A 22,110-nucleotide genomic window follows, 5' to 3' on the forward strand; every position below is an offset into this window, starting at 1 on the left:
CGAAGAAATGGACGATGCCAATTCAAAATTGGCGTTTAGCAATGAATTGGTTTACGATTCAGTTCGATGATCGATTAAAAGATCATTTATAAAAAATGGAACTTACACAAAATAATTTACAGGCTCGACTTTCCATGACTCAGATACCAATAAAGTCGACAACATGCAAAATGTAGGCTTGGTCTACAAAGGTTTGCTCAATCAACGTCCTCAAGATGAATTAGCACTTGGTGTCGCTCGTATTCATATCAATGATGACTGGAGCGATATTCAAGCTAAAGAATATGACACTGAATACAATACCGAGCTTTATTACGGTATTCATGCCACTAATTGGCTAACTATTCGTCCAAATGTGCAATATGTTCGTCATGTTGGTGCATTAAAAAATGGTGATAACACTTGGGTAGGCGGTATTAAATTCTCAACCGTATTCTAAGTAACTATTCCGAAAAACGGATTGTCGATGGCTAAATCATTAATTGAAGTATCCAGACCTTCCGTTTTTTTCTTCGTGCCTGAATTTTGTTTTAGATGTATTGGTGATGTCATTTCTCTCTAAGATTTTTGACACATCTTTCCGATAAAAATGATGATTAATAAGAGGTGGTTTATGAATCAACCTTCTTCAAGATCAGGTTTAACGACTTTTACCGTAATTATTATTGGGTTATTGGCGTTATTCCTGCTAATTGGAGGTATTTGGCTCGCTACACTAGGCGGTTCAATTTACTACATTGTAGCTGGAGTCTTACTTCTCATTGTTACATGGCAACTCTACAAGCGTGCGTCAACAGCTTTGTGGGTTTATGCCGCATTAATGCTAGGTACCATTATCTGGAGTGTCTGGGAAGTTGGAACAGACTTTTGGGCGCTTGCACCACGTTTAGATATTTTAGGTATTCTTGGTTTATGGTTATTGGTTCCGGCTGTGACTCGTGGAATCAACAACCTTGGATCAAGTAAAGTTGCCTTATCTTCAACTTTAGCGATTGCAATCGTATTGATGGTTTATTCTATCTTTAACGATCCGCAAGAAATTAATGGTGAGATTAAAACACCACAACCAGAAACTGCTCAAGCCGTTCCAGGTGTAGCAGAGAGTGATTGGCCAGCTTATGGTCGTACTCAAGCAGGTGAACGTTATTCTCCACTTAAACAGATTAATGACCAAAACGTCAAAGATTTGAAAGTGGCTTGGACACTACGTACTGGTGATTTCAAGACAGATAATGATTCGGGTGAAACAACCAATCAGGTTACGCCAATTAAAATTGGCAATAACATGTTTATCTGTACAGCTCATCAACAGTTAATTGCGATTGATCCAGCGACTGGTAAAGAAAAATGGCGTTTTGATCCGAAGCTTAAAACGGATAAATCGTTCCAGCATTTAACTTGCCGTGGTGTAATGTACTACGATGCAAACAACACAACTGAGTTTGCGACAAGCTTGCAAACCAAGAAGTCGACTTCAACTCAATGTCCTCGTAAAGTCTTTGTTCCAGTCAATGATGGACGTTTAGTTGCTGTAAATGCTGACACTGGTAAAGCATGTACTGACTTTGGTCAAAATGGTGAAGTGAACTTACAAGAGTTCATGCCATATGCTTATCCAGGTGGTTATAACCCAACATCTCCGGGTGTTGTGACAGGTTCAACTGTCGTAATTGCGGGTTCTGTAACAGATAACTACTCAAATAAAGAGCCATCAGGTGTTATTCGTGGTTATGACGTAAATACTGGTAAGCTTCTTTGGGTATTTGACACTGGTGCAGCAGATCCAAATGCTATGCCTGGACAAGGTACAACATTTGTTCATAACTCTCCAAATGCTTGGGCACCTTTAGCATACGATGCCAAACTTGATATCGTTTATGTTCCAACAGGCGTAGGTACTCCAGATATCTGGGGTGGTGACCGTACTGAGTTGAAAGAACGTTATGCGAACTCAATGTTAGCGATTAATGCTTCAACTGGTAAATTGATATGGAACTTCCAGACCACTCATCATGACTTGTGGGATATGGACGTGCCATCTCAGCCATCTTTGGCAGATATTAAAGACAAAGCAGGTAAAACTGTTCCAGCAATCTATGTATTGACTAAAACAGGTAATGCTTTTGTTCTTGATCGTCGTAATGGTCAGCCGATTGTTCCTGTAACTGAAAAACCAGTTCCACAAACAGTTAAGCGCGGTCCACAAACCAAAGGCGAGCACTATTCAAAAACTCAGCCATTCTCTGACTTGAACTTGGCGCCACAAGATAAATTGACTGATAAAGATATGTGGGGTGCCACAATGCTTGATCAGCTCATGTGTCGTGTATCTTTCAAACGTCTAAATTACGATGGTATTTATACACCACCATCAGAAAACGGTACTTTAGTTTTCCCTGGTAACCTAGGCGTGTTTGAATGGGGCGGTATGTCAGTTAACCCTGATCGTCAGGTTGCTGTAATGAACCCGATTGGTCTGCCATTCGTAAGCCGTTTAATTCCTGAAGATCCAAACCGTGCACAAACTGCAAAAGGTGCAGGAACTGAGCAGGGTATTCAGCCAATGTATGGCGTACCTTATGGTGTCGAAATCAGCGCATTCTTATCTCCACTTGGTTTACCTTGTAAACAACCAGCTTGGGGTTATGTAGCTGGTGTAGACTTGAAAACGCATCAGGTTGTATGGAAAAAACGTATTGGTACTATCCGTGATAGCTTGCCAAAACTATTCCAATTACCAGCTGTGAAAATTGGTGTTCCTGGTTTAGGTGGTTCAATTTCTACCGCAGGTAATGTCATGTTTGTTGGTGCAACTCAAGATAACTACATCCGTGCCTTTAACGTTACGAATGGTAAGAAACTTTGGGAAGCGCGTTTACCAGCAGGTGGACAAGCAACACCAATGACTTACGAAATTAATGGTAAGCAATATGTTGTGATCATGGCCGGTGGTCATGGTTCATTTGGTACAAAAATGGGCGACTATTTAGTGGCTTATGCATTGCCAGATAACAAATAAACCTTTGCTATAAAAAAAGCCCAGATTGATCTGGGCTTTTTTTATATTGATTTATATTAAAGCTTATCAATAAAACCGTTATTAAATATGCAAAAAAAGCATTTTATTGATGAATAAAAGCTCGCTATGCTATCCGCCTTAATAATGAATCTACTAGCCATACGCCATGTATTTATATACCGATTTCGACCAGCAGCTGGTTAATGAACGAGTTGCTCAGTTCCGTGATCAGACTGAACGCTATTTAGCTGGCAAACTTTCTGAAGATGAATATCGTCCATTACGTTTGCAAAATGGTTTATATGTGCAACGTTATGCGCCTATGCTGCGTATTGCTGTGCCGTATGGCTTAATGAATTCTAAACAATTACGAAAAGTTGCTGAAGTTTCAACTGCTTATGACCGTGGCTATGCGCATGTATCTACGCGTCAAAACATTCAATTAAACTGGCCTGCACTTGAAGACGTGCCAGATATTTTAGCTGAACTTGCAACTGTACAAATGCATGCCATTCAAACGAGTGGTAACTGTATTCGTAACACAACAACTGACCAATATGCTGGTGTGGTTGCTGGTGAAATTGCAGACCCACGTCCAACATGTGAATTGATTCGTCAGTGGAGTACATTCCACCCTGAATTTGCATTCTTGCCACGTAAGTTCAAAATCGCAGTTTCTGCACTTGAAGAAAAAGATCGTGCAGCAACGGCATTCCACGATATTGGTGTTTACATCGTGCGTAATGAAGCGGGTGAAATTGGCTATAAAATTATGGCTGGTGGTGGTTTAGGCCGTACCCCAATTATTGGTAGCGTTATTCGCGAGTTTTTACCACGTGAAGATTTAATTGCTTACTTAGAAGCAGTTCTACGTGTTTATAACTTGCATGGCCGTCGTGATAACAAATATAAAGCGCGTATCAAAATCTTGGTTAAAGCATTAACGCCTGAAGTGTTTGCACAGAAAGTTGAAGCTGAATTTGAACATACACGCGAAGCATTGAAAATTCAGCCAGAAATCTTGAAAAAACTGGATGAAGAGTTCACTCCGTTTGATTATCAAGATTTAGCTGACGAAGACTTTACAGCTTTATTTGCTGAGCATCCAAAATTCAAACAATGGTTCAATATCAACACGCATGCACATAAAGTGAAGGGCTATCGTATTGTTACGATTTCTCTAAAACGTGCAGGTATTGCACCGGGCGATATGACCACCGAAGAAATGAACTTTATTGCAGATCTTGCTGATAAATATACTTTCGGTGAACTTCGCACGACTCACGAACAAAACATTGCTTTGGCAGATGTGCCTCAAAAAGACTTGTTCGATGTATGGCAAGCGCTTGAACAACAAAACATGGCACGTGCACATATTGGTTTTATTACCGATATCATTAGTTGCCCAGGCGGTGATTTCTGTTCACTAGCAAATGCGAAATCAATTCCAATTGCTGAAGCGATTACACGTCGTTTTGATGACCTAGACAAAGTTTATGATCTTGGTCATTTAGATCTAAATATTTCTGGTTGTATGAATGCTTGTGGTCATCACCACGTTGGTAATATCGGTATTTTAGGTGTAGATAAGAAAGGCGCTGAGTTCTACCAAATTACATTAGGTGGTAATTCAGACCATGATGCCTCAATCGGTGACATCTTAGGGCCATCATTTGCAGCAGATGCTGTGCCTGACGTAATTGAGGAAGTATTAAATACATATCTTGATTTACGTACCGAAGGTGAGCGTTTTGTTGACACATATCGCCGTGTAGGAATTCAACCATTTAAGGAGCGTGCATATGCTTAATACAGCTCTACCAGTGCTTTATAAAGATGGCACGATTGCAGACAATACTTATCAAATCATTGCTGAAGATGGTGTTGTTCCTCAAGGTGACGTTGTCGTAACAACGGCTCAACTTGACCAATTAGCCAACATTCAAGGCAAAAAAGCTTTGTATGTGACGGTAAATGATTCACCTGAAGATCATACATTTCCATTAAATGAACTTGATGCAATCTTCATTGAGTTCGCAGGTTTTGGCGATGGTCGAGGTTACTCATTTGCAGCATTGTTACGTCGCCAAGGTTTCCAAGGTGAGTTACGTGCAACAGGTGATGTGTTTAAGGATGTTCTAAACTACTTAAAGCGTTCTGGTTTTGATAGCTTTGTCGTAAAAGAAGGCAAAGACGTACAAGAAGCTGCGGCAGGTTTGCAAGATTTTACCAATCCGTATCAAGCTTCAACTGCTGTGCCAAAAGCGAGCTACCAAACTGGTGCTTAAGATATGCTGACGTAAAAAATCCCGCAATTTGCGGGATTTTTTATATTGGGAATTAAGTGTCTAATTGGCAGTTAACCATCCACTTTATACCAAATTGATCGGTAAACGCTCCGTATAATGCTCCCCAAAAAGTCTTTTCTAGAGGCATTTCAATTTGGCCATTTACAGATAGCTTATCAAAAAGCTGCTTTGCTTTCTCTTGCTCATCTTTTTCAAGGTTTATTGCAATGTAGTGATTAGTGCCTTGGGTAAAAACACTGTTAGGCGCACAGAACTGATCATTGGTATCTGATGCCATAAGTACTGTGAATTCGTTAATGGGTAAAGACACATGTAAAATCAGGTTTTTATTGGCTTCTGATAAGGTTACACCTTCGGGAGCGGGCATATCACCATAGCGACTCAGCATGGCAAACTCTCCACCAAATACTGATTTATAAAAGTTAAACGCTTGTTCCGCCTGACCTTGAAAGTTGAGATAGTGATTGAGTTGCATTGTTATTGTCCATTGTTGTTTTCATTTAGAGGAATAAGTTAAAACTTAAAAGTGATTTTGTGGGTCTTTTTTTGTAATTTTTTCATAAAAAATCCCACCGAAGTGGGATTTAAAAATCAATCTTTATTAAATCAATTCAATCGCAACGGCTGTTGCTTCGCCACCACCAATACAGAGTGCTGCAATACCTTTTTTACCGCCAGTACGTTTAAGTGCATGAATCAGGGTAAGAATAATACGTGAACCTGTTGAGCCTACTGGGTGACCTAGTGCACAAGCACCGCCATTAATATTCACTTTCTCTGCATCAAGTTTGAAATCATCAATTGGACACATTGTAACCATAGCAAAGGCTTCATTAATTTCCCACAGGTCAACTTCTTGAGCATTCCATCCTGCTTTTTTAAGAACTTTTTCAATGGCACCAACAGGAGCAATTGTAAATTCTGAAGGATGCTGAGAGTTTGAAGCTGTTGCAATAATTTTTGCCAATGGTTGTAAACCACGTTGAGTAGCAACCTCACTTGAAGTTAATACTAATGCAGATGCACCATCTGAAATAGAGCTTGCGTTTGCTGCGGTAATTGTACCGTCTTTTGCAAAAGCTGGTTTAAGTGAAGGAATTTTGTCAATCTTTGCATTTAAAGGTTGTTCATCTTGATCAACAACGACATCACCTTTGCGGCTAGGTACGGTAACAGGAACGATTTCATCTTTGAAATAGCCTTCGGTAATTGCAGTTTGAGCACGTTTTAAAGAGCGAATTGCAAAGTCATCCATTTGCTCACGTGTATAGCCACGAGTATTTGCCATATCTTGAGCAAAAGAACCCATTAAACGACCTGTTTCAGCATCTTCAAGTCCATCAAGAAACATGTGATCCTTAATTTCGCCATGACCCATACGGTAGCCAGCTCGTGCTTTTGGTAAAATATAAGGGGCATTTGTCATCGACTCCATACCACCTGCAACCACAATTTCAGCATTGCCTGCTTTGATCATATCGGCTGCTTGCATCACGGCTTTCATGCCTGAACCACAAAGTTTATTAATCGTCACTGCACCTGTAGAGTCTGGTAAACCAGCTTTACGCATCGCTTGACGAGCAGGGCCTTGTTTTAAACCAGCAGGAAGAACACATCCCATAATGACTTCTTCAACATCAGTAGGCTGCAAACCTGCTCGTGCGATTGCTTCTTTAATTGTTACTGCACCTAGTTCGGGAGCAGTTAGACCAGATAGTGATCCTTGAAAACCACCCATAGCAGTACGAGCACCATTAACAATTACGATGTCAGTCATTGTTGTAATCTCCGATTGTTCTTTATCTCAAATTAAGAAAACATTAAAACTTAAGCAGTATATTGCAAAATGGGGATAGTATTGGGTTCTGCATTAGACTGTAGAGTTCTAACAATTTTGAGATTCTTCTAAGCGGACGTGCCCCATTTTGCTGAGAATTAACTTAAAATTTTTAAGCTGATCATAAGAACAATAAATAAAACTGCCATTAGACTCGATTGGAAGTCCTGAATTGCCCTGAAAAACAATACTATTTTGTTTTTTTCCAAAACGTTGTAATTTCATAGAACCATAATGATGGTTAAGATCTACTGAAGTTAATAACTCTTCATTTAAGTCATGTTGTAGATTACGATTATTGTCTACAAAGCTAATGAGTTGACTATTCCAGTTCGTATTACAAATGAATTGATCGGAACTGGGACACAGAACAATGTTTGTATGCCTAACAATCGCGTCATATTTGGCTTTTTGTATATGAATTGTGAGTACACGCGGAGTATTTTTTAATTCTGCAGATGCCATAAATTGATGGTATAAAGGAATGGCTATAACTGACATAATTACAATAATTACGAGGGTTACAGAGAATTCAACTATAGTAAAACCAGGAGATTTAAACATTAAAAAACCTTAATATATGTATAAATAGAGCAATTTTATGTTTTCTGACAATGATTTATATTATTTTTTATAATAAGGAAACACAAAATTAAATAAGGGTTATCAGTTGACTAGAATACTGGTAAAATCACCGCAAGCGAAACAAAGAAGTTGTTCATATTTGCTAGTTGAGTAAAAAATTACCGAATTACAACGGAAATTGTAAGTAATTTTGTCAATAATTTACTTGATTAAAATTATCAAGCACTTGGAAAGTTTATCAAGTGTTTGTATGATTCAAATGTGAATAGCTTAAAAATAATACTGGGGTAAAAATATCTCAGGGGCCAATAAATTTAGGCTGAGCTTGAACAACAATTGTTATCTCTGGAGGATATCCATGAAATTGAGTCGTATTGCACTTGCTACTATGCTGGTTGCTGCTCCATTAGCTGCTGCTAATGCTGGCGTAACTGTTACTCCATTATTGCTTGGTTACACTTTCCAAGACAGCCAACACAATAACGGTGGTGACAAAGGTAGTTTAACAAACGGTCCTGAGTTACAGGACGATTTATTCGTTGGTGCAGCTCTTGGTGTTGAGTTAACACCATGGTTAGGTTTTGAAGCTGAATATAACCAAGTTAAAGGTGATGTAAACGGTGCTTCTGCTGGTGCTGAATACAAACAAAAGCAAATCAACGGTAACTTCTATGCTACTTCTGATTTAATCACTAAAAACTACGACAGCAAATTTAAGCCATACGTATTATTAGGTGCTGGTCACTACAAATATGACTTTGATGGTGTAAATCGTGGTACACGTGGTAATTCTGAAGAAGGTACTTTAGGTAATGCTGGTATCGGTGCGTTCTATCGCATCAACGATGCTTTATCTCTTCGTACAGAAGCTCGTGGTACTTATAACTTTGACGAACAATTCTGGAACTATACAGCTCTTGCTGGTTTAAACGTAGTTCTTGGTGGTCACTTGAAGCCTGCTGCTCCAGTAGTAGAAGTTGCTCCAGTTGAACCAACTCCAGTTGCTCCACAACCACAAGAGTTAACTGAAGACCTTAACATGGAACTTCGTGTGTTCTTTGATACTAACAAGTCAAACATCAAAGACCAATACAAGCCAGAAATCGCTAAAGTTGCTGAGAAGTTAACTGAATACCCTAACGCTACTGCACGTATCGAAGGTCACACAGATAACACTGGTCCACGTAAGTTGAACGAACGTTTATCTTTAGCTCGTGCTAACTCTGTTAAATCAGCTCTTGTAAACGAATACAATGTTGATGCTTCTCGTTTGTCTACTCAAGGTTTCGCTTGGGATCAACCGATTGCTGACAACAAAACTAAAGAAGGTCGTGCTATGAACCGTCGTGTATTCGCGACAATCACTGGTAGCCGTACTGTAGTAGTTCAACCTGGTCAACAAGCTCAATAATTTGAGTTTCTGAACAGTAAAAAAGCGACTCGTTAGAGTCGCTTTTTTATTGCGATTTTTCAAATATTTTTTCATTTCTATATCTCCTCAATAATATCTATTCAGTTAATTGTTGATAGATAAGTTTTTACCAAACACCTTTTTTTAATTGCTGTTTAGTATCTTGTCTATCTCGACGATGCTGTGCACGAGGTTTTTCTGTCTCATGCATGCCACCTTTTTGAAGTAAAGGGGACAGAGCTACGTGGTTACGGACCTTAATTTTTGGCATTTCTTTAATTTTCATTTTTTAACCTTTAATACATAAAACTTGTTTAAGTGTATGAACCACTTCAATAAGATCTGATTGGTTCGCCATGACTTCATCAATATCCTTGTAAGCACTTGGGATCTCATCGACAACGCCACTATCTTTACGGCACTCAATACCTTTGGTTTGCTCAATTAAGTCTTGTTGATTAAACAGAATTTTTGCCTTGCTACGGCTCATTTTACGCCCAGCGCCGTGAGAACATGAACAAAAAGACTCAGGATTAGCTTTTCCTCTAACAATATAAGAGCGTGCTCCCATAGAGCCAGGAATAATTCCTAACTCATCTAAACCTGCTCTAATAGCACCTTTTCTGGTAACTAAAAGATTTTCACCAAAATGGGTTTCTCGACTTACATAATTATGATGACAATTAATTGCTTCTTTTGTCATTTGAAATGAGGGTAGGATAGGTCGGATTGCTTCTAAGACTAATCGCATCATTTCTTTACGATTTTCAAAAGCATATTCTTGGGCCCACTCCACAGCTTCTACATAATCATTAAAACTGTTTGAACCTTCAGCAAAATAACTTAAGTCTTTATCAGGTACATGCCCAAAGCGATGTTGTGCTTCTTTCTTGGCAAGTTCAATAAAATAAGTACCAATGACGTTACCCAAACCTCGACTACCTGAATGTAGCATTACCCATACATCTTGATTTTCATCAATACATAACTCTATAAAGTGATTGCCACCTCCTAATGTGCCTAATTGTTTTTGCCAAGTTGCATCAAATTGTCGAAGCATTCGAACAAGTCCAGGATGCTTTTTGATAATAGGCTCTAAGCGTTTTTCAAGTGGGATAATACTCGATGCTTTAGCTTTGACTTGCTTATGTAAAGCAAATCCAACTGGTACTTTACGTTCAATTGCATCACGTAAACGACTCAAGTTATCAGGTAGCTGTGAAGCCTTTAGACTTAAACGAATTGCATTCATTCCACAGCCAATGTCTACACCGACTGCAGCTGGAATAATGGCATGTTTAGTCGGAATAACACTTCCTACCGTTGCACCTTTTCCTACGTGAACATCTGGCATAACAGCAATATGTGAATATATAAATTGCAGTTGCGCCATTTTCTTTAATTGTTCGATACTTTCACTATCTATATCTTGAGTGAAAATTTTAACAGGGACACCATAGAGTGCCTCTTCATTTAATATTTTTTGTATGCCCATAATTTTTCTCTTATTTTTCTGTCCGAATAGGCATAAAAAAACCTAGCGAATGCTAGGTCTTAAATTAGAGCATTCGGACAAGTGAATTAAATTTGTACACTTGTCCGTGAGCTGACATCGTGCCAAATCGTTACTGTGTTTTACCTTGTAGTGTTGGCATGATGTCCTCCTTTTTTAAAAAGTGCCGTTGAAAATCTGAACGGCATTTTACCTGTTTTTAACTAAAGATCAAGCTTTGGATCTTCAGCTTACTTTAATTAACGACTTAAACTTACTGTTAATCTTGCTCTGGTTTTACATTCATTTTGTCGTAACTAATTAATTTAGTTTTATATTTCCATTTATATCCGAGCCAAATTACTAAGAATAAAGGCAAACTAATATAAGTAGAAAGTAAGCCGATCCAATCAATTTTTCCACCCAAAATAGCTTGATAATTTTGGCCTAAGATAATGATTGAACACAGAATGAATGCGAACCAAGGTGCAAATGGGAAAAACTTGGCACGATATGCTAAATCTTCAAGTTTATACCCTTGAGCGATATAACCTTTACGGAAGCGATAATGTGAAATTGCAATACCTAACCAGACAATAAAACCACACATCCCTGACATGTTGAGTAGCCAGTTAAAGACTTGTTTTTCACCAATAAATGTCGTTAAGAAACAGAATGCAGCAATAAATGTCGTTGCATATAGCGCATTCATTGGAACACCACGATTATCGAGTTTTGCAAACCATTTTGGTGCACGGCCTTGTTGAGCCATGTCAAATAACATACGGGTAGAAGAATACATGCCCGAGTTACCTGCCGACAAAATAGCAGTCAAAATAACCGCGTTCATTAAGCTCGCAGCGAAAGCAAAGCCTACCTTTTCATAAAGCAAGGTAAAAGGAGAAAGGGCAACATTTTCCGTTGTTGCAGCTTGTAATAAATTTGGATCATCATAGGCGATAAGTGTGCCGATAATGAAAATACACAAGATATAGAATAATAAAATTCGCCAGAAAATCTGTTTAATTGCAAGTGGAATAGTTTTCTTTGGATCTTTCGATTCACCCGCAGCAACACCCACCATTTCGGTTCCCTGAAATGAGAATCCTGCAATCATGGCGACGCCAATCATAGCTTGTAAACCACCCACAAAAGGCGCATCTTTGTAGGTCCAGTTGCCAAAAGTCGCTACACCCGGTGTCAACATGAGCTTAATTATCATGGCGATACCGATGATAATGAAGGCAATAATTGCAATAACTTTAACCATTGAGAACCAGAATTCGCTTTCACCGAAACCTTTTACACTCATTGCGTTAATCATGAAAATGATAACGAGGAAAAGGGCACTCCAGTAAAATCCGGGAATATCTGGAAACCAGAATTTCATAATAAACTGTACAGCAACAAGTTCAAATGCAACCGTAATTGCCCAGTTGTACCAATAATTCCAGCCTAGAGCGAAACCAAAGCCATCTTCAACATAGCGACTGCCATAGGTAAAAAATGCACCAGATGTTGGGGTATGAGTCGCAAGCTCACCTAAACTGGTCATTAAGAAGTAAATCATAATACCAATAAGAGAGTAAGCGAGTAGAGCCCCACCAGGGCCTGCGTTTGCAATGGTTGATCCAGAAGCAAGGAAGAGACCTGTACCAATGGAACCACCAATGGCGATCATATTCAGATGACGAGCTCCAAGCTTTCGCTGGAGTTTTTCAGGAGCATGTGTTTCGCTCATGGAGATTCCTTACATAGTTTGTTATGCACAGGCATATAACACCTTAAAGCCTTGAAGATCAGTTTTAATCTCACACTGACCAAAGTGCTTCTCAATTAAGATCGGATAGTTTAAAAAACGGTTTGCTACAATCCATAGCTCACCCGATGCCTTTAAATGTTTTTTAGCGTTCTGGCAGAGTCCTTCACTTGCATCATAGTTGGTATGAATACCTTGATGAAAGGGAGGATTACTGACAATGGCATCAAGTTCTGTTGGGGCGTCTGCAATTCCTATAACAGGTTGCAATCTCAACTGGTTTGAACCTATTCCATTTCGACTAAAAGTCATTTCCGTTGACCGTAAAGCGAAAGCATCAATATCTAAGGCATGAATAATATTACTTGAATTTATTTTTGCCAAATAACAACTGATAATTCCTGCACCACACCCGAAGTCGGCAATTCTACCTGATTTCACGTCATTAAGATAAGGGAGTAAAACAGCAGTTCCGACATCTAGATGACTTTGACTGAAAACGCCAGGGAGGGCACAAATGGTAAGTTCATGTCCATTTGCTTGAACAGTATAGGTTTTTAACCAGCTTTCAAGAGGTTTGAGCTTTTCAGTTTTCTCAATTTTTATATGCCATAACTGACAATGTCGAGCGCTATCAAGTTTAAGAATTTTGCCAAAACTTTGTAGTTGTTTAGCAGCTCTTTCAACACCACCTTTTTTTTCACCTACTAAAAAAACTGATTGGTCAGTTTTTAGATGGCTCATCACCACATGCAATATATAGTTTAAAAGCTCTTTTGATTTTGGAACAAAAATTATAGCCTGATCAAATTCTTGTGATGGAAACTCAACCGAGAAATGTGCTGTCGTGCCTGCATTAACAAAGCCTTGATAATCCGCATAATTCCACGTCCAGACTGATGCATCAACCCCAGATGGTAATTGACTGACTAAGGCATCATTGGGTGCATTAATCAACAAAAGCCTACCTTTTAAATAGTCTTGCTGTCTTAATACCACTTCACTTCTAGGATCCATGTACATCTCTCATGAAGAAGAATGCCCAGTGGAAACTGGGCAGTAATCAAAAAATTAAAAAAGGGTTATTTATGTGTTTCAGGAAGTACAACATTTAAAATTAATGCCGCAATACCACCTGTTGCTACACCAGAACTAAAAATATTTTTAAATAACTCTGGTAAGTGTTCCAAAATTTGTGGAACTTGAGCAACACCTAAACCTAGTGCAAGTGAAATCGCGATAATTAAAAGAGCACGACGGTCTAAGTGAATAGATGAAAGAATGTTAATGCCTGAGGCAGCAACCGCACCAAACATTACCATAACTGCTCCGCCTAATACCGCCTGTGGTACGGCTTGTATTACACCTGCTACAGCAGGGAATAGACCTAATAGAATGAGTAAAGCAGCAATCCAGATCCCTACGTAACGACTCGCCACACCAGTGAGTTGAATAACACCATTATTTTGGGCAAAAACAGAACTAGGGAAAGTATTAAATAATCCTGCAAGTAAGGAGTTTGCGCCATTCACTAACACGCCACCTTTGATGCGTTGCATCCACTGAGGACCATCTACAGGTTGGTTTGAAAGTTTACTGGTTGCTGTGACATCACCAATTGCTTCTAATGAAGTCACCAGATAAATGAATGCCATTGGAATAAATAAGCCCCATGAGAAGCTTAAGCCAAAGTGCATAGGTGTCGGAATTTGAATAACAGGAGCGTCTTTTAGACCAGAGAAATCTAAATAACCCATGAAACCAGCAAGAATATAGCCAATAACTAAAGCAATCAAAATAGCTGAGCTTTTAATCCACACTACGGGTATGCGATTTAAAACAATAATAATAGCTAGAACTGTACAAGACATTATAAGGTTATCAGAACTTGCAAAAGTATGATCTTGCATAGCTTGGTAACCACCACCCATACTAATGAGGCCTTCTTTAATAAGCGTTAAACCAATCAGCAGTACAACAATACCTGTCACAAGCGGAGTAATAAGTCTTTTTACCCATGGTAGGATCTGTGACACACCCATTTCAATAAATGAACCAGCAATCACCACACCAAAAATAGCAGCCATAACCTGATTTACTGGTGTACCTGCGGCAACCATTGCACTCCCAATACCAATAATTGGGCCAATAAAGTTAAAACTAGTACCCTGAACAATGAGTAGACCTGCACCGAAAGGACCAACTTTTTTGCATTGTAAGAAAGTTGCAATTCCTGAAATGACCAAAGACATGGATAAAATCATGTTGGTTTCGGTACGTGAAACACCCAAAGCTAAACAAATAAGAAGCCCAGGTGTAATAATTGGGACAATAATTGCAAGCAAATGTTGAAAAGCAGCTAGAAAAGCCACGAAGGGTTTTGGTCGGTCATCTAGTCCATAAACAAGGTCAAGATGGTCTGGTGATGGTTGATTGGACATGGGAGTAAATACGCCACAATTTCGCAAATTGGCGCTATTCTAATCGAGATACCTATCTTTACAAAACGAAATACAGGCTATTGGGAAATTTTTTTGTCAATGTCAATAAACTGTCACTACTCAAGAGTAGTGTTTTTCTGTATAATTTGCCCTCAAATTTCAGGCGTTTCTAATTTTCATGTCAGATATCAAAAATCTCCGTAATATCGCAATTATTGCGCACGTCGACCACGGGAAAACCACACTTGTCGATAAACTACTTCAGCAATCAGGTGCTCTCGGTGACCGAGCAGGCGAGATTGAGCGTGTCATGGACTCGAATGCGCTTGAAAGTGAACGTGGTATTACCATTTTAGCGAAAAACACTTCTATTACTTGGTTGGATAAGCGTACTGATACAACTTACCGTATCAACATCGTGGACACCCCGGGACATGCCGACTTCGGTGGTGAAGTAGAACGTGTTATGTCGATGGTTGACTGCGTATTACTTCTTGTTGACTCTCAAGAAGGCCCAATGCCACAAACTCGTTTTGTAACGCAAAAAGCCTTTGCTCGTGGTTTGAAGCCAATCGTTATTATCAACAAAGTTGATAAACCAAGTGCACGTCCAGACTGGGTAATCGATCAAGTATTTGATTTGTTTGATAACCTTGGTGCAACTGATGAGCAATTAGATTTCCCAATCGTTTATGCATCAGGTTTACGTGGTGTAGCGGGTCCAGCTCCTGAAGAACTTGCAGAAGACATGACTCCGTTGTTCGAAACGATTGTAGACATCGTTGAACCACCAGCAGTTGACGTTGATGGTCCATTCCAAATGCAGATTTCATCACTTGACTATAACAGCTTCGTAGGCGTTATCGGTGTTGGTCGTATTCAACGTGGTTCAGTAAAATTAAACACTCCTGTTACTGTAATTGACAAAGATGGCAATACACGTAACGGTCGTATTTTAAAAATCATGGGTTACCACGGTTTAGAGCGTATTGATGTAGATTCAGCATCTGCTGGTGACATCGTATGTATTACTGGTATTGATGCACTTAACATTTCTGACACGATCTGTGATCCGAAAAATGTTGAAGCATTACCAGCTTTATCTGTAGATGAACCTACAGTATCTATGACTTTCCAAGTAAACAACTCTCCGTTTGCTGGTAAAGAAGGTAAATTCGTAACTTCACGTAATATCCGTGAACGTCTTGATCGCGAATTAATTCATAACGTAGCTTTACGTGTTGAAGATACTGACAGTCCAGACCGTTTCAAAGTATCTGGCCGTGGTGAACTTCACCTTTCAGTTTTAATTGAAAACATGCGTCGTGAAGGCTTTGAAATGGGCGTATCACGTCCACAAGTAATCATCAAAGAAATTGATGGTGAAAGACAAGAACCTTACGAAAACGTAACGTTTGACGTTGAAGAACAGCATCAAGGTGCTGTAATGGAACAAATGGGTCACCGTAAAGGCGAAATGACTAATATGGAAGTTGACGGTAAAGGCCGTATCCGTATTGAAGCGACTGTACCTTCACGTGGTCTAATCGGTTTCCGTTCTGAATTCTTGACCATGACTTCTGGTACAGGGATCATGACTTCAAGCTTCTCGCATTATGGTCCTGTTAAACAAGGTACTGTTGCGAAGCGTCAAAACGGTGTGTTGATTTCTATGGTTCAAGGTACTTGCTTGGGCTATGCATTGTTCAGCTTACAAGACCGTGGTCGTTTATTTGCTAAGCCACAGTTAGAAGTTTACGAAGGTATGATCGTGGGTATTAACTCTCGTTCAGACGATATGGTTGTAAACCCAACTAAAGCGAAACAATTAACTAACGTTCGTGCATCTGGTACAGATGATGCTTTAACTTTAGTACCTGCAATTGAATATACGCTTGAACAAGCGCTTGAATTCATTGAAGATGACGAGTTAGTAGAAGTAACACCTAAATCAATCCGTATTCGTAAACGTTACTTGACTGAAAACGAACGTAAACGTAACCGTGATAAATAATTTTTCTTAATTGAAAAAGAAAAAACCGCTAAATTAATTTAGCGGTTTTTTTAATTGTTATACTTGAAATTAAATTAACCTTAAATTCATATTTTTCTTATAAACGAATATGTTGTTAAAGTGTGAGATAGTTTTCTTTTTTTTGATAAAAATATTAAATTATCAATATCATGGCGAGTACTATCTAATTCGATAAGATGCCAATGAAAAAGAAAAATATGACGTGTTTCGGCCCCCGACATCTGGAGATGTTTAGATGAGTATTATTCAAGAATTTAAAGAATTTGCCATTAAAGGCAATATGATGGATTTAGCCATTGGTGTGATTATTGGTGGTGCTTTTGGCAAAATCGTGGACTCTTTGGTGAAAGATATTATCATGCCAATTATCAGTGTAATTACTGGTGGTGGCGTTGATTTTTCGCAGAAATTTATTGTTCTAGGATCCAACCCGACCAATCTGCAATCTTTAGATGCTTTGCAAAAAGCAGGTATCAATGTATTAACTTATGGTAACTTCCTAACCATTTTAATTAACTTCCTTATTTTGGCTTGGGTTGTATTCTTGATGGTGAAATTATTAAACAGACTTCGCCGTGATAAGAATGAGCCAGAAGCTCCAGCTGCAACGCCTGAAGACGTGCAATTACTGCGCGAAATTCGTGATGAGTTGAAAAAGAAAGCTTAACAATATTCTGAATTAATAAGAAACGGTACCGAGAGTACCGTTTTTTATTACTTAGTATTTTATACTGGACTAAAGATATTGATAAAATAGACAGGCTATCGATAGGCTCAACTACGTACATTGTAAAAAGGGTATAAATAAATGAATCAGCTTTTTGTGTATGGCACTTTATGTCCGAATAAAACCAATGCTCATATTTTAGAGCAGATTGGTGGAAGCTGGACAAAAGCCAGTGTAAGAGGCGTGATTCATATTTTAGATTGGGGTCCAGACAAGGGTTTAAAAGCACTTGAGTTAGATTCGCAAGCCGATTGGATAGATGGTTATGTGTTTACCACAGAAAAACTTGCTGAAAACTGGCAGATGCTGGATGATTTTGAAGGTTTTCAATACCAGCGTGTCATCGCAGATGTAAAACTAGAGTCGGGTGAATATATTAAAGCCTGGACATATCAAATGAATGCGCAGGCTCAAGCTTCTGAAAACCATAATTAAATTAATGGAATCAGCGTAAGTTGCCCATTCGGAATTTAACTTCTAAAAGATGATAGCCAAACTGGCTTTTAATAGGACCTTGCAACACGCGTTCAGCAGCTGTAAAGACAACTTTGTCGATAACAGGTACTAATTGACCTTTTTTAACTTCGCCAAGTTCACCGCCACGTTTAGCTGAATTGCAGGTGGAATATTGCTTGGCAAGTTTGGCAAAGTCTGCACCACTTTGTAGTTTCTTTTTTAGCTGTTCAGCTAGGTCTTTATCTTTGACTAAAATATGTCGGACAATTGCTGTTTGCATGTTGTCTTCCTCCAAAAAATTAAGGCTTTCTCAGCTTTTTAAGTGGTTGGCACTGTGGGCAAAATACACTGGCACGCTGACCGAGTTTTAAGTTTTCTAATGTGGTTTCACAGTTAACACACATTTCTCCAGCACGACCATAAGCAAGAAGTGTTTGCTGGAAATAACCATTTTCACCCATGGCATTACTGTAATCACGTAAAGTCGAGCCACCTAAATCAATTGCCGATTTCAAAATTCGTTTAATCTCGACAACCAGTTTCTCAATCTGCTGCATAGTCAAATCACCAGCAGGTTGTGCTGGGTGAATGCCAACATTAAATAAGCTTTCAGTTGCATAGATATTGCCTACACCAACCACTACATGATTATCCATAAGTGCAATTTTTATGCCGACAGATTTATTCTTGAGCTTAGAAGCTAAATATTCTGCATGAAAATCAGTACTTAAAGGTTCTGGTCCCAAAGTATCTATGAGTTTGCCTTGAGTTTCAGGGTTAAGCCAAAGGATGCAACCGAAACGACGAGGGTCATGGTAATGTAATTGCTGATCTTCAAATTGAATAATCAGGTGGTCATGTTTTCTTAGTTCGTCATTTGGCTCGGTCAGACGAAAGCTTCCTGACATTCCCAAATGCCAAAGCATTTGATCTTGTTCAAACTCTGCCAGAATATATTTTGAACGTCGATTTAACCGAATGAGACGTTGCCCAACAAGTTTTTGAATGTCGTCTGGTATAGGCCAGCGTAAGCTAGAGTTGCGGACTTCTACACTTTGAACTTTTTGATTCAATAAGGGAAATAAACTGGTTTTGGTAGTTTCTACTTCGGGTAACTCAGGCATGCCAACTCGCAGAATTAACAGATATACTGGATTAATCAAGTATAACGTGTGGTATGTAATATTTCAGAGAATACTATGTCAGATATTTTACCATTAAGCTGGTTTCAACGAGAAACTTCACAAGTAGCTTATGATTTGATCGGCTGCGTATTGTGTAAGCGGCAGCCTGATGGTCAAGTCATCCGCTGCACAATTAGTGAAACAGAGGCTTATTTGGGCGTTCGAGATAAAGCTTGCCATAGTTACAATGATAAACGAACAGCTCGAACTGAGGTAATGTATGGCCATGGTGGTACGATTTACATCTACCTAATTTATGGCATGTATGAAATGCTTAATATTATTACTCAAACAGAAGGTGTGCCTGAGGGAGTAATGATTCGGTCTGTATTTTTAAGTAATGCTTCAACCAAAAATGAATATAAGCTTTTAGCTGGGCCGGGCAAACTGACGCGTTATTTGGGTATTGACCGTAGTTTAAAAGGTCAGACTTTAGGTAAAGAATCTGGGCTATGGATTGAAGCAGCTACTACACAACCAGAGGTTGTTTTAACGCCACGTATTGGAATTGACTATGCTGAAGAAGCAAAAGACTGGCCTGAACGATATTGCTGGAAAGATCATCCTTCGTTAAGTCGATAATCCAAATTTAGAAATTAATTTTTAAATAATGAAATAGTGTTCTAAATTTACAACTATGTGGATTGAATTCAATATCCAGACAAAGCACTGCTTTTTGTTATCATAACTACAATATAAATAAAGGAAATAAGCATGTCCTTATTACGCTTAGACCGACTTCATTACTGTATTTTGATGAGTATGGGCTGTATTTCTAGTCCAATTGTATGGGCAGAAGACCTAAATTCAGACGTTGCCAAATTGCCTACTTTACATGTGGAAGCAACGCGTACCGATACCACTTACTTACAAACACCTGCTTCAGTTTTTCGAATAGATGCACCTCAAGCTGATAGCTCTTCACAAGTGAATTTAACTGAAGTTGTGAAAGGGATACCGAGCTTACAGATTCGTAATCGTGAAAATTATGCGCAAGATTTGCAGCTATCTATGCGTGGTTTTGGCGCACGTTCTACTTTTGGTGTTCGAGGTATTCGTCTATATGTGGATGGTATTCCTGCTACTATGCCAGATGGGCAAGGCCAAACCTCTAATATTGATTTAAGTAGTCTAGACCATGTTGAAGTTCTAACGGGACCTTTTTCTTCACTATATGGAAACTCATCGGGTGGGACAATTTTAACTTCTACTAAAGAAGGACAAGGGAAAGACTCAATCGAGCTGAGCTATTCGGGAGGCAGCCACAATAAAAGCCGAGCAGGGTTAGTACTACAAGGTGGGGCAAAGGGTGCGAATGAACCAAGCTATATTATTAGTTCATCGTACTTCGATACGGATGGTTACCGAGATCATAGCGGTGCAGATAAAATCTTAAATAACGCCAAGCTCAGTTGGAACCTTGATGATGGTAGCAAAATCAACTGGGTGACTAACTATGTCAAAATCAATGCAGATGATCCGCAAGGTTTAACACATGACCAGTGGAATGCGAACCCAAAGCAACAAGTGCCTTTTTTAAAGCAATTTAATGTTCGTAAAGACATTGAGCAAACCCAAACAGGGGTGACATGGTCTAAGCCAATTAATGATAAAAATGAACTCTATGCCATGGCATATTTAGGTAATCGACAAGTCACTCAGTATCAATCTATACCTAAATCGACACAAGATGCCAGTATTAATCATGCTGGTGGCGTGATTGATTTTGAACGTAATTATTATGGTGCAGATTTTCGTTGGACGGGTAAAGAGTTACTTCCAAATACTACTGTAAGTGTTGGTGTTGCACTCGATGCGATGGATGAAGATCGTAAAGGCTTTGAAAACTTTAATTTAGTAAATGGTCAACCTTCTTATGGTGTTAAAGGTAAATTACGCCGTGATGAAGACAATACTTTGTGGAATATCGACCCATATTTGCAAGCTTCATGGCAGTTCTTACCAACATGGCGTTTAGATACGGGTATGCGCTACAGCAATGTGCATTACAAATCTAAAGATAACTATTTAAGTAATGGCGACGATAGTGGGAAGACCGATTACGATAAAGTTTTACCTTCTGCTGCTTTAAGCTGGCAAATTTTACCTGAGCTCATGGCCTATGTAAGTTATGCCAAAGGGTTTGAAACACCGACCTTTACTGAAATGGCATATCAAACTGATACGACAAAGCCAGGTTTTAACTTTGATTTAAGACCATCAACGAGTGATACCTATGAAGCTGGTTTAAAATCACAAAACCAATTAGGTGATTTTACTTTGGCAGTTTTTCAAACTAAAACCAAAAATGACATTGTTTCAGCAGGAAGCTCAAACGGACGTTCTACCTTTCGTAACGCAGATAAAACTTTACGTGAAGGGGTAGAGTTTGCGTGGAACAAAAAGTTGTGGCGAGATTTAACAGCGACTGCAAGCTATGCCTATTTAGATGCAAATTTTGATGCTGATATTCCAGCTTTAGGAAATATTGCCCAGATCCCATCAGGAAATAAAATTCCGGGTATTGCTAAAAACCAAGCTTATGCCTCTTTGGCATGGCAGCCATCGCATGGTCTATATGGTGGTGTAGACGTACAGTATATGGACAAAGTATACGTGAATGATACCAACAGTGACGCAGCACCGAGCTACAGTGTAACTTCAGCAAATATTGGTTATGCATGGGATTTAGGCGATTGGAAAGTCAAAAGCTTTGCTCGTGTAGATAACCTATTTGATAAAAACTATGCGGGTTCAGTGATTGTAAATGATGGTAATGATCGTTACTTTGAGCCTGCGGATGGGCGTAACTGGAGTGCAGGTTTACGTGTAATTAAACAATTCTAGGAATTTAA

Annotated in this window: 19 protein-coding genes and 1 pseudogene; 10 read left to right on the forward strand and 10 right to left on the reverse strand. The window is 39.0% G+C overall.

The window, feature by feature from the left end; all coding sequences use genetic code 11:
* Positions 1-115: 115 nt before the first annotated feature.
* From MSG95_RS12165 to MSG95_RS12180, 4 genes and pseudogenes are all read left to right on the forward strand, one after another.
* Positions 116-439 (forward strand): annotated as a pseudogene (locus MSG95_RS12165) (carbohydrate porin); the annotation flags it as partial.
* A 174-nt stretch (positions 440-613) separates the two neighbouring features.
* Positions 614-3,019 carry a glucose/quinate/shikimate family membrane-bound PQQ-dependent dehydrogenase gene (locus MSG95_RS12170; protein WP_019457525.1) on the forward strand — a complete coding sequence of 802 codons (2,406 nt, stop codon included), beginning with the start codon at positions 614-616 and terminating at the stop codon, positions 3,017-3,019.
* A gap of 166 nt (positions 3,020-3,185) precedes the next feature.
* The gene (locus tag MSG95_RS12175; RefSeq protein WP_004789205.1) at positions 3,186-4,829 is read left to right on the forward strand and encodes a nitrite/sulfite reductase; all 1,644 of its coding nucleotides are present in this window, start codon (positions 3,186-3,188) and stop codon (positions 4,827-4,829) included.
* A complete protein-coding gene (locus MSG95_RS12180; RefSeq protein WP_077165610.1) occupies positions 4,822-5,307 on the forward strand; it encodes a DUF934 domain-containing protein in 486 nt (161 codons plus the stop codon). The genes MSG95_RS12175 and MSG95_RS12180 overlap by 8 nt, the downstream gene beginning before the upstream one ends.
* Positions 5,308-5,359: 52 nt before the next feature.
* Here MSG95_RS12180 and MSG95_RS12185 read toward each other — a convergent pair whose 3' ends face one another.
* From MSG95_RS12185 to MSG95_RS12195, 3 genes are all read right to left on the reverse strand, one after another.
* Positions 5,360-5,803 (reverse strand): VOC family protein, encoded by a 444-nt coding sequence (locus MSG95_RS12185; RefSeq protein ID WP_019457527.1) that lies wholly within the window; start codon positions 5,801-5,803, stop codon positions 5,360-5,362.
* A gap of 126 nt (positions 5,804-5,929) precedes the next feature.
* Complete coding sequence (locus MSG95_RS12190; protein WP_077165609.1) at positions 5,930-7,105, reverse strand: thiolase family protein; 1,176 nt, start codon at positions 7,103-7,105, stop codon at positions 5,930-5,932.
* 108 nt (positions 7,106-7,213) lie between these two features.
* Positions 7,214-7,729 (reverse strand): GspH/FimT family pseudopilin, encoded by a 516-nt coding sequence (locus tag MSG95_RS12195; protein WP_077165608.1) that lies wholly within the window; start codon positions 7,727-7,729, stop codon positions 7,214-7,216.
* Positions 7,730-8,108: 379 nt separating this feature from the next.
* Here MSG95_RS12195 and omp38 point away from each other — a divergent pair, with 379 nt between their 5' ends.
* Positions 8,109-9,161: an outer membrane protein Omp38 gene (omp38, locus tag MSG95_RS12200; protein WP_077165607.1), complete on the forward strand. Its 1,053-nt coding sequence runs from the start codon at positions 8,109-8,111 to the stop codon at positions 9,159-9,161.
* A 127-nt stretch (positions 9,162-9,288) separates the two neighbouring features.
* Here omp38 and MSG95_RS12205 read toward each other — a convergent pair whose 3' ends face one another.
* The 5 genes from MSG95_RS12205 to MSG95_RS12225 all read right to left on the reverse strand — a co-directional run bounded on the left by MSG95_RS12205 (position 9,289) and on the right by MSG95_RS12225 (position 14,853).
* Entirely contained in the window at positions 9,289-9,447 is a 159-nt protein-coding gene (locus tag MSG95_RS12205) for a hypothetical protein (RefSeq protein ID WP_004705737.1), read from the reverse strand.
* Between the two features lie 3 nt (positions 9,448-9,450).
* The gene (locus MSG95_RS12210) at positions 9,451-10,656 is read right to left on the reverse strand and encodes an RtcB family protein (RefSeq protein WP_077165606.1); all 1,206 of its coding nucleotides are present in this window, start codon (positions 10,654-10,656) and stop codon (positions 9,451-9,453) included.
* 277 nt (positions 10,657-10,933) lie between these two features.
* Positions 10,934-12,394 carry an amino acid permease gene (locus tag MSG95_RS12215; RefSeq protein ID WP_004705739.1) on the reverse strand — a complete coding sequence of 487 codons (1,461 nt, stop codon included), beginning with the start codon at positions 12,392-12,394 and terminating at the stop codon, positions 10,934-10,936.
* A gap of 21 nt (positions 12,395-12,415) precedes the next feature.
* Positions 12,416-13,429 (reverse strand): class I SAM-dependent methyltransferase, encoded by a 1,014-nt coding sequence (locus MSG95_RS12220; RefSeq protein WP_077165605.1) that lies wholly within the window; start codon positions 13,427-13,429, stop codon positions 12,416-12,418.
* Positions 13,430-13,494: 65 nt separating this feature from the next.
* Positions 13,495-14,853: a uracil-xanthine permease family protein gene (locus MSG95_RS12225; RefSeq protein ID WP_077165604.1), complete on the reverse strand. Its 1,359-nt coding sequence runs from the start codon at positions 14,851-14,853 to the stop codon at positions 13,495-13,497.
* A gap of 178 nt (positions 14,854-15,031) precedes the next feature.
* On the opposite strand from MSG95_RS12225, the gene typA reads away from it, so the two are divergent.
* The 3 genes from typA to MSG95_RS12240 all read left to right on the forward strand — a co-directional run bounded on the left by typA (position 15,032) and on the right by MSG95_RS12240 (position 18,050).
* Positions 15,032-16,867 (forward strand): translational GTPase TypA, encoded by a 1,836-nt coding sequence (gene typA / locus MSG95_RS12230; protein ID WP_004705742.1) that lies wholly within the window; start codon positions 15,032-15,034, stop codon positions 16,865-16,867.
* 256 nt (positions 16,868-17,123) lie between these two features.
* A complete protein-coding gene (gene mscL / locus MSG95_RS12235) occupies positions 17,124-17,555 on the forward strand; it encodes a large conductance mechanosensitive channel protein MscL (RefSeq protein WP_077165603.1) in 432 nt (143 codons plus the stop codon).
* A gap of 141 nt (positions 17,556-17,696) precedes the next feature.
* Positions 17,697-18,050: a gamma-glutamylcyclotransferase family protein gene (locus MSG95_RS12240; protein ID WP_077165602.1), complete on the forward strand. Its 354-nt coding sequence runs from the start codon at positions 17,697-17,699 to the stop codon at positions 18,048-18,050.
* Between the two features lie 10 nt (positions 18,051-18,060).
* Here MSG95_RS12240 and MSG95_RS12245 read toward each other — a convergent pair whose 3' ends face one another.
* Both MSG95_RS12245 and mutM read right to left on the reverse strand, forming a co-directional pair.
* A complete protein-coding gene (locus tag MSG95_RS12245; protein WP_077165601.1) occupies positions 18,061-18,351 on the reverse strand; it encodes a peptidylprolyl isomerase in 291 nt (96 codons plus the stop codon).
* A 19-nt stretch (positions 18,352-18,370) separates the two neighbouring features.
* Complete coding sequence (gene mutM, locus MSG95_RS12250) at positions 18,371-19,195, reverse strand: bifunctional DNA-formamidopyrimidine glycosylase/DNA-(apurinic or apyrimidinic site) lyase (RefSeq protein WP_077165600.1); 825 nt, start codon at positions 19,193-19,195, stop codon at positions 18,371-18,373.
* Between the two features lie 75 nt (positions 19,196-19,270).
* Between mutM and MSG95_RS12255 the strand changes: the two genes are divergently transcribed.
* Both MSG95_RS12255 and MSG95_RS12260 read left to right on the forward strand, forming a co-directional pair.
* Entirely contained in the window at positions 19,271-19,837 is a 567-nt protein-coding gene (locus MSG95_RS12255; protein WP_077165599.1) for a DNA-3-methyladenine glycosylase, read from the forward strand.
* A 132-nt stretch (positions 19,838-19,969) separates the two neighbouring features.
* Complete coding sequence (locus tag MSG95_RS12260; protein ID WP_324624799.1) at positions 19,970-22,102, forward strand: TonB-dependent receptor; 2,133 nt, start codon at positions 19,970-19,972, stop codon at positions 22,100-22,102.
* Positions 22,103-22,110 lie beyond the last annotated feature (8 nt).

This window comes from Acinetobacter sp. IK23, assembly GCF_035615275.1.
GTDB classification, from domain to species: domain Bacteria; phylum Pseudomonadota; class Gammaproteobacteria; order Pseudomonadales; family Moraxellaceae; genus Acinetobacter; species Acinetobacter seifertii.

Excerpts from the sequence above, each read along its gene's own strand:
- MSG95_RS12170 (WP_019457525.1), top strand. The coding sequence starts at position 614 with ATGAATCAACCTTCTTCAAGATCAGGTTTAACGACTTTTACCGTAATT.
- MSG95_RS12175 (WP_004789205.1), top strand. The coding sequence starts at position 3,186 with ATGTATTTATATACCGATTTCGACCAGCAGCTGGTTAATGAACGAGTT.
- MSG95_RS12180 (WP_077165610.1), top strand. The coding sequence starts at position 4,822 with ATGCTTAATACAGCTCTACCAGTGCTTTATAAAGATGGCACGATTGCA.
- MSG95_RS12185 (WP_019457527.1), bottom strand. The coding sequence starts at position 5,803 with ATGCAACTCAATCACTATCTCAACTTTCAAGGTCAGGCGGAACAAGCG.
- MSG95_RS12190 (WP_077165609.1), bottom strand. The coding sequence starts at position 7,105 with ATGACTGACATCGTAATTGTTAATGGTGCTCGTACTGCTATGGGTGGT.
- MSG95_RS12195 (WP_077165608.1), bottom strand. The coding sequence starts at position 7,729 with ATGTTTAAATCTCCTGGTTTTACTATAGTTGAATTCTCTGTAACCCTC.
- omp38 (WP_077165607.1), top strand. The coding sequence starts at position 8,109 with ATGAAATTGAGTCGTATTGCACTTGCTACTATGCTGGTTGCTGCTCCA.
- MSG95_RS12205 (WP_004705737.1), bottom strand. The coding sequence starts at position 9,447 with ATGAAAATTAAAGAAATGCCAAAAATTAAGGTCCGTAACCACGTAGCT.
- MSG95_RS12210 (WP_077165606.1), bottom strand. The coding sequence starts at position 10,656 with ATGGGCATACAAAAAATATTAAATGAAGAGGCACTCTATGGTGTCCCT.
- MSG95_RS12215 (WP_004705739.1), bottom strand. The coding sequence starts at position 12,394 with ATGAGCGAAACACATGCTCCTGAAAAACTCCAGCGAAAGCTTGGAGCT.
- MSG95_RS12220 (WP_077165605.1), bottom strand. The coding sequence starts at position 13,429 with ATGGATCCTAGAAGTGAAGTGGTATTAAGACAGCAAGACTATTTAAAA.
- MSG95_RS12225 (WP_077165604.1), bottom strand. The coding sequence starts at position 14,853 with ATGTCCAATCAACCATCACCAGACCATCTTGACCTTGTTTATGGACTA.
- typA (WP_004705742.1), top strand. The coding sequence starts at position 15,032 with ATGTCAGATATCAAAAATCTCCGTAATATCGCAATTATTGCGCACGTC.
- mscL (WP_077165603.1), top strand. The coding sequence starts at position 17,124 with ATGAGTATTATTCAAGAATTTAAAGAATTTGCCATTAAAGGCAATATG.
- MSG95_RS12240 (WP_077165602.1), top strand. The coding sequence starts at position 17,697 with ATGAATCAGCTTTTTGTGTATGGCACTTTATGTCCGAATAAAACCAAT.
- MSG95_RS12245 (WP_077165601.1), bottom strand. The coding sequence starts at position 18,351 with ATGCAAACAGCAATTGTCCGACATATTTTAGTCAAAGATAAAGACCTA.
- mutM (WP_077165600.1), bottom strand. The coding sequence starts at position 19,195 with ATGCCTGAGTTACCCGAAGTAGAAACTACCAAAACCAGTTTATTTCCC.
- MSG95_RS12255 (WP_077165599.1), top strand. The coding sequence starts at position 19,271 with ATGTCAGATATTTTACCATTAAGCTGGTTTCAACGAGAAACTTCACAA.
- MSG95_RS12260 (WP_324624799.1), top strand. The coding sequence starts at position 19,970 with ATGTCCTTATTACGCTTAGACCGACTTCATTACTGTATTTTGATGAGT.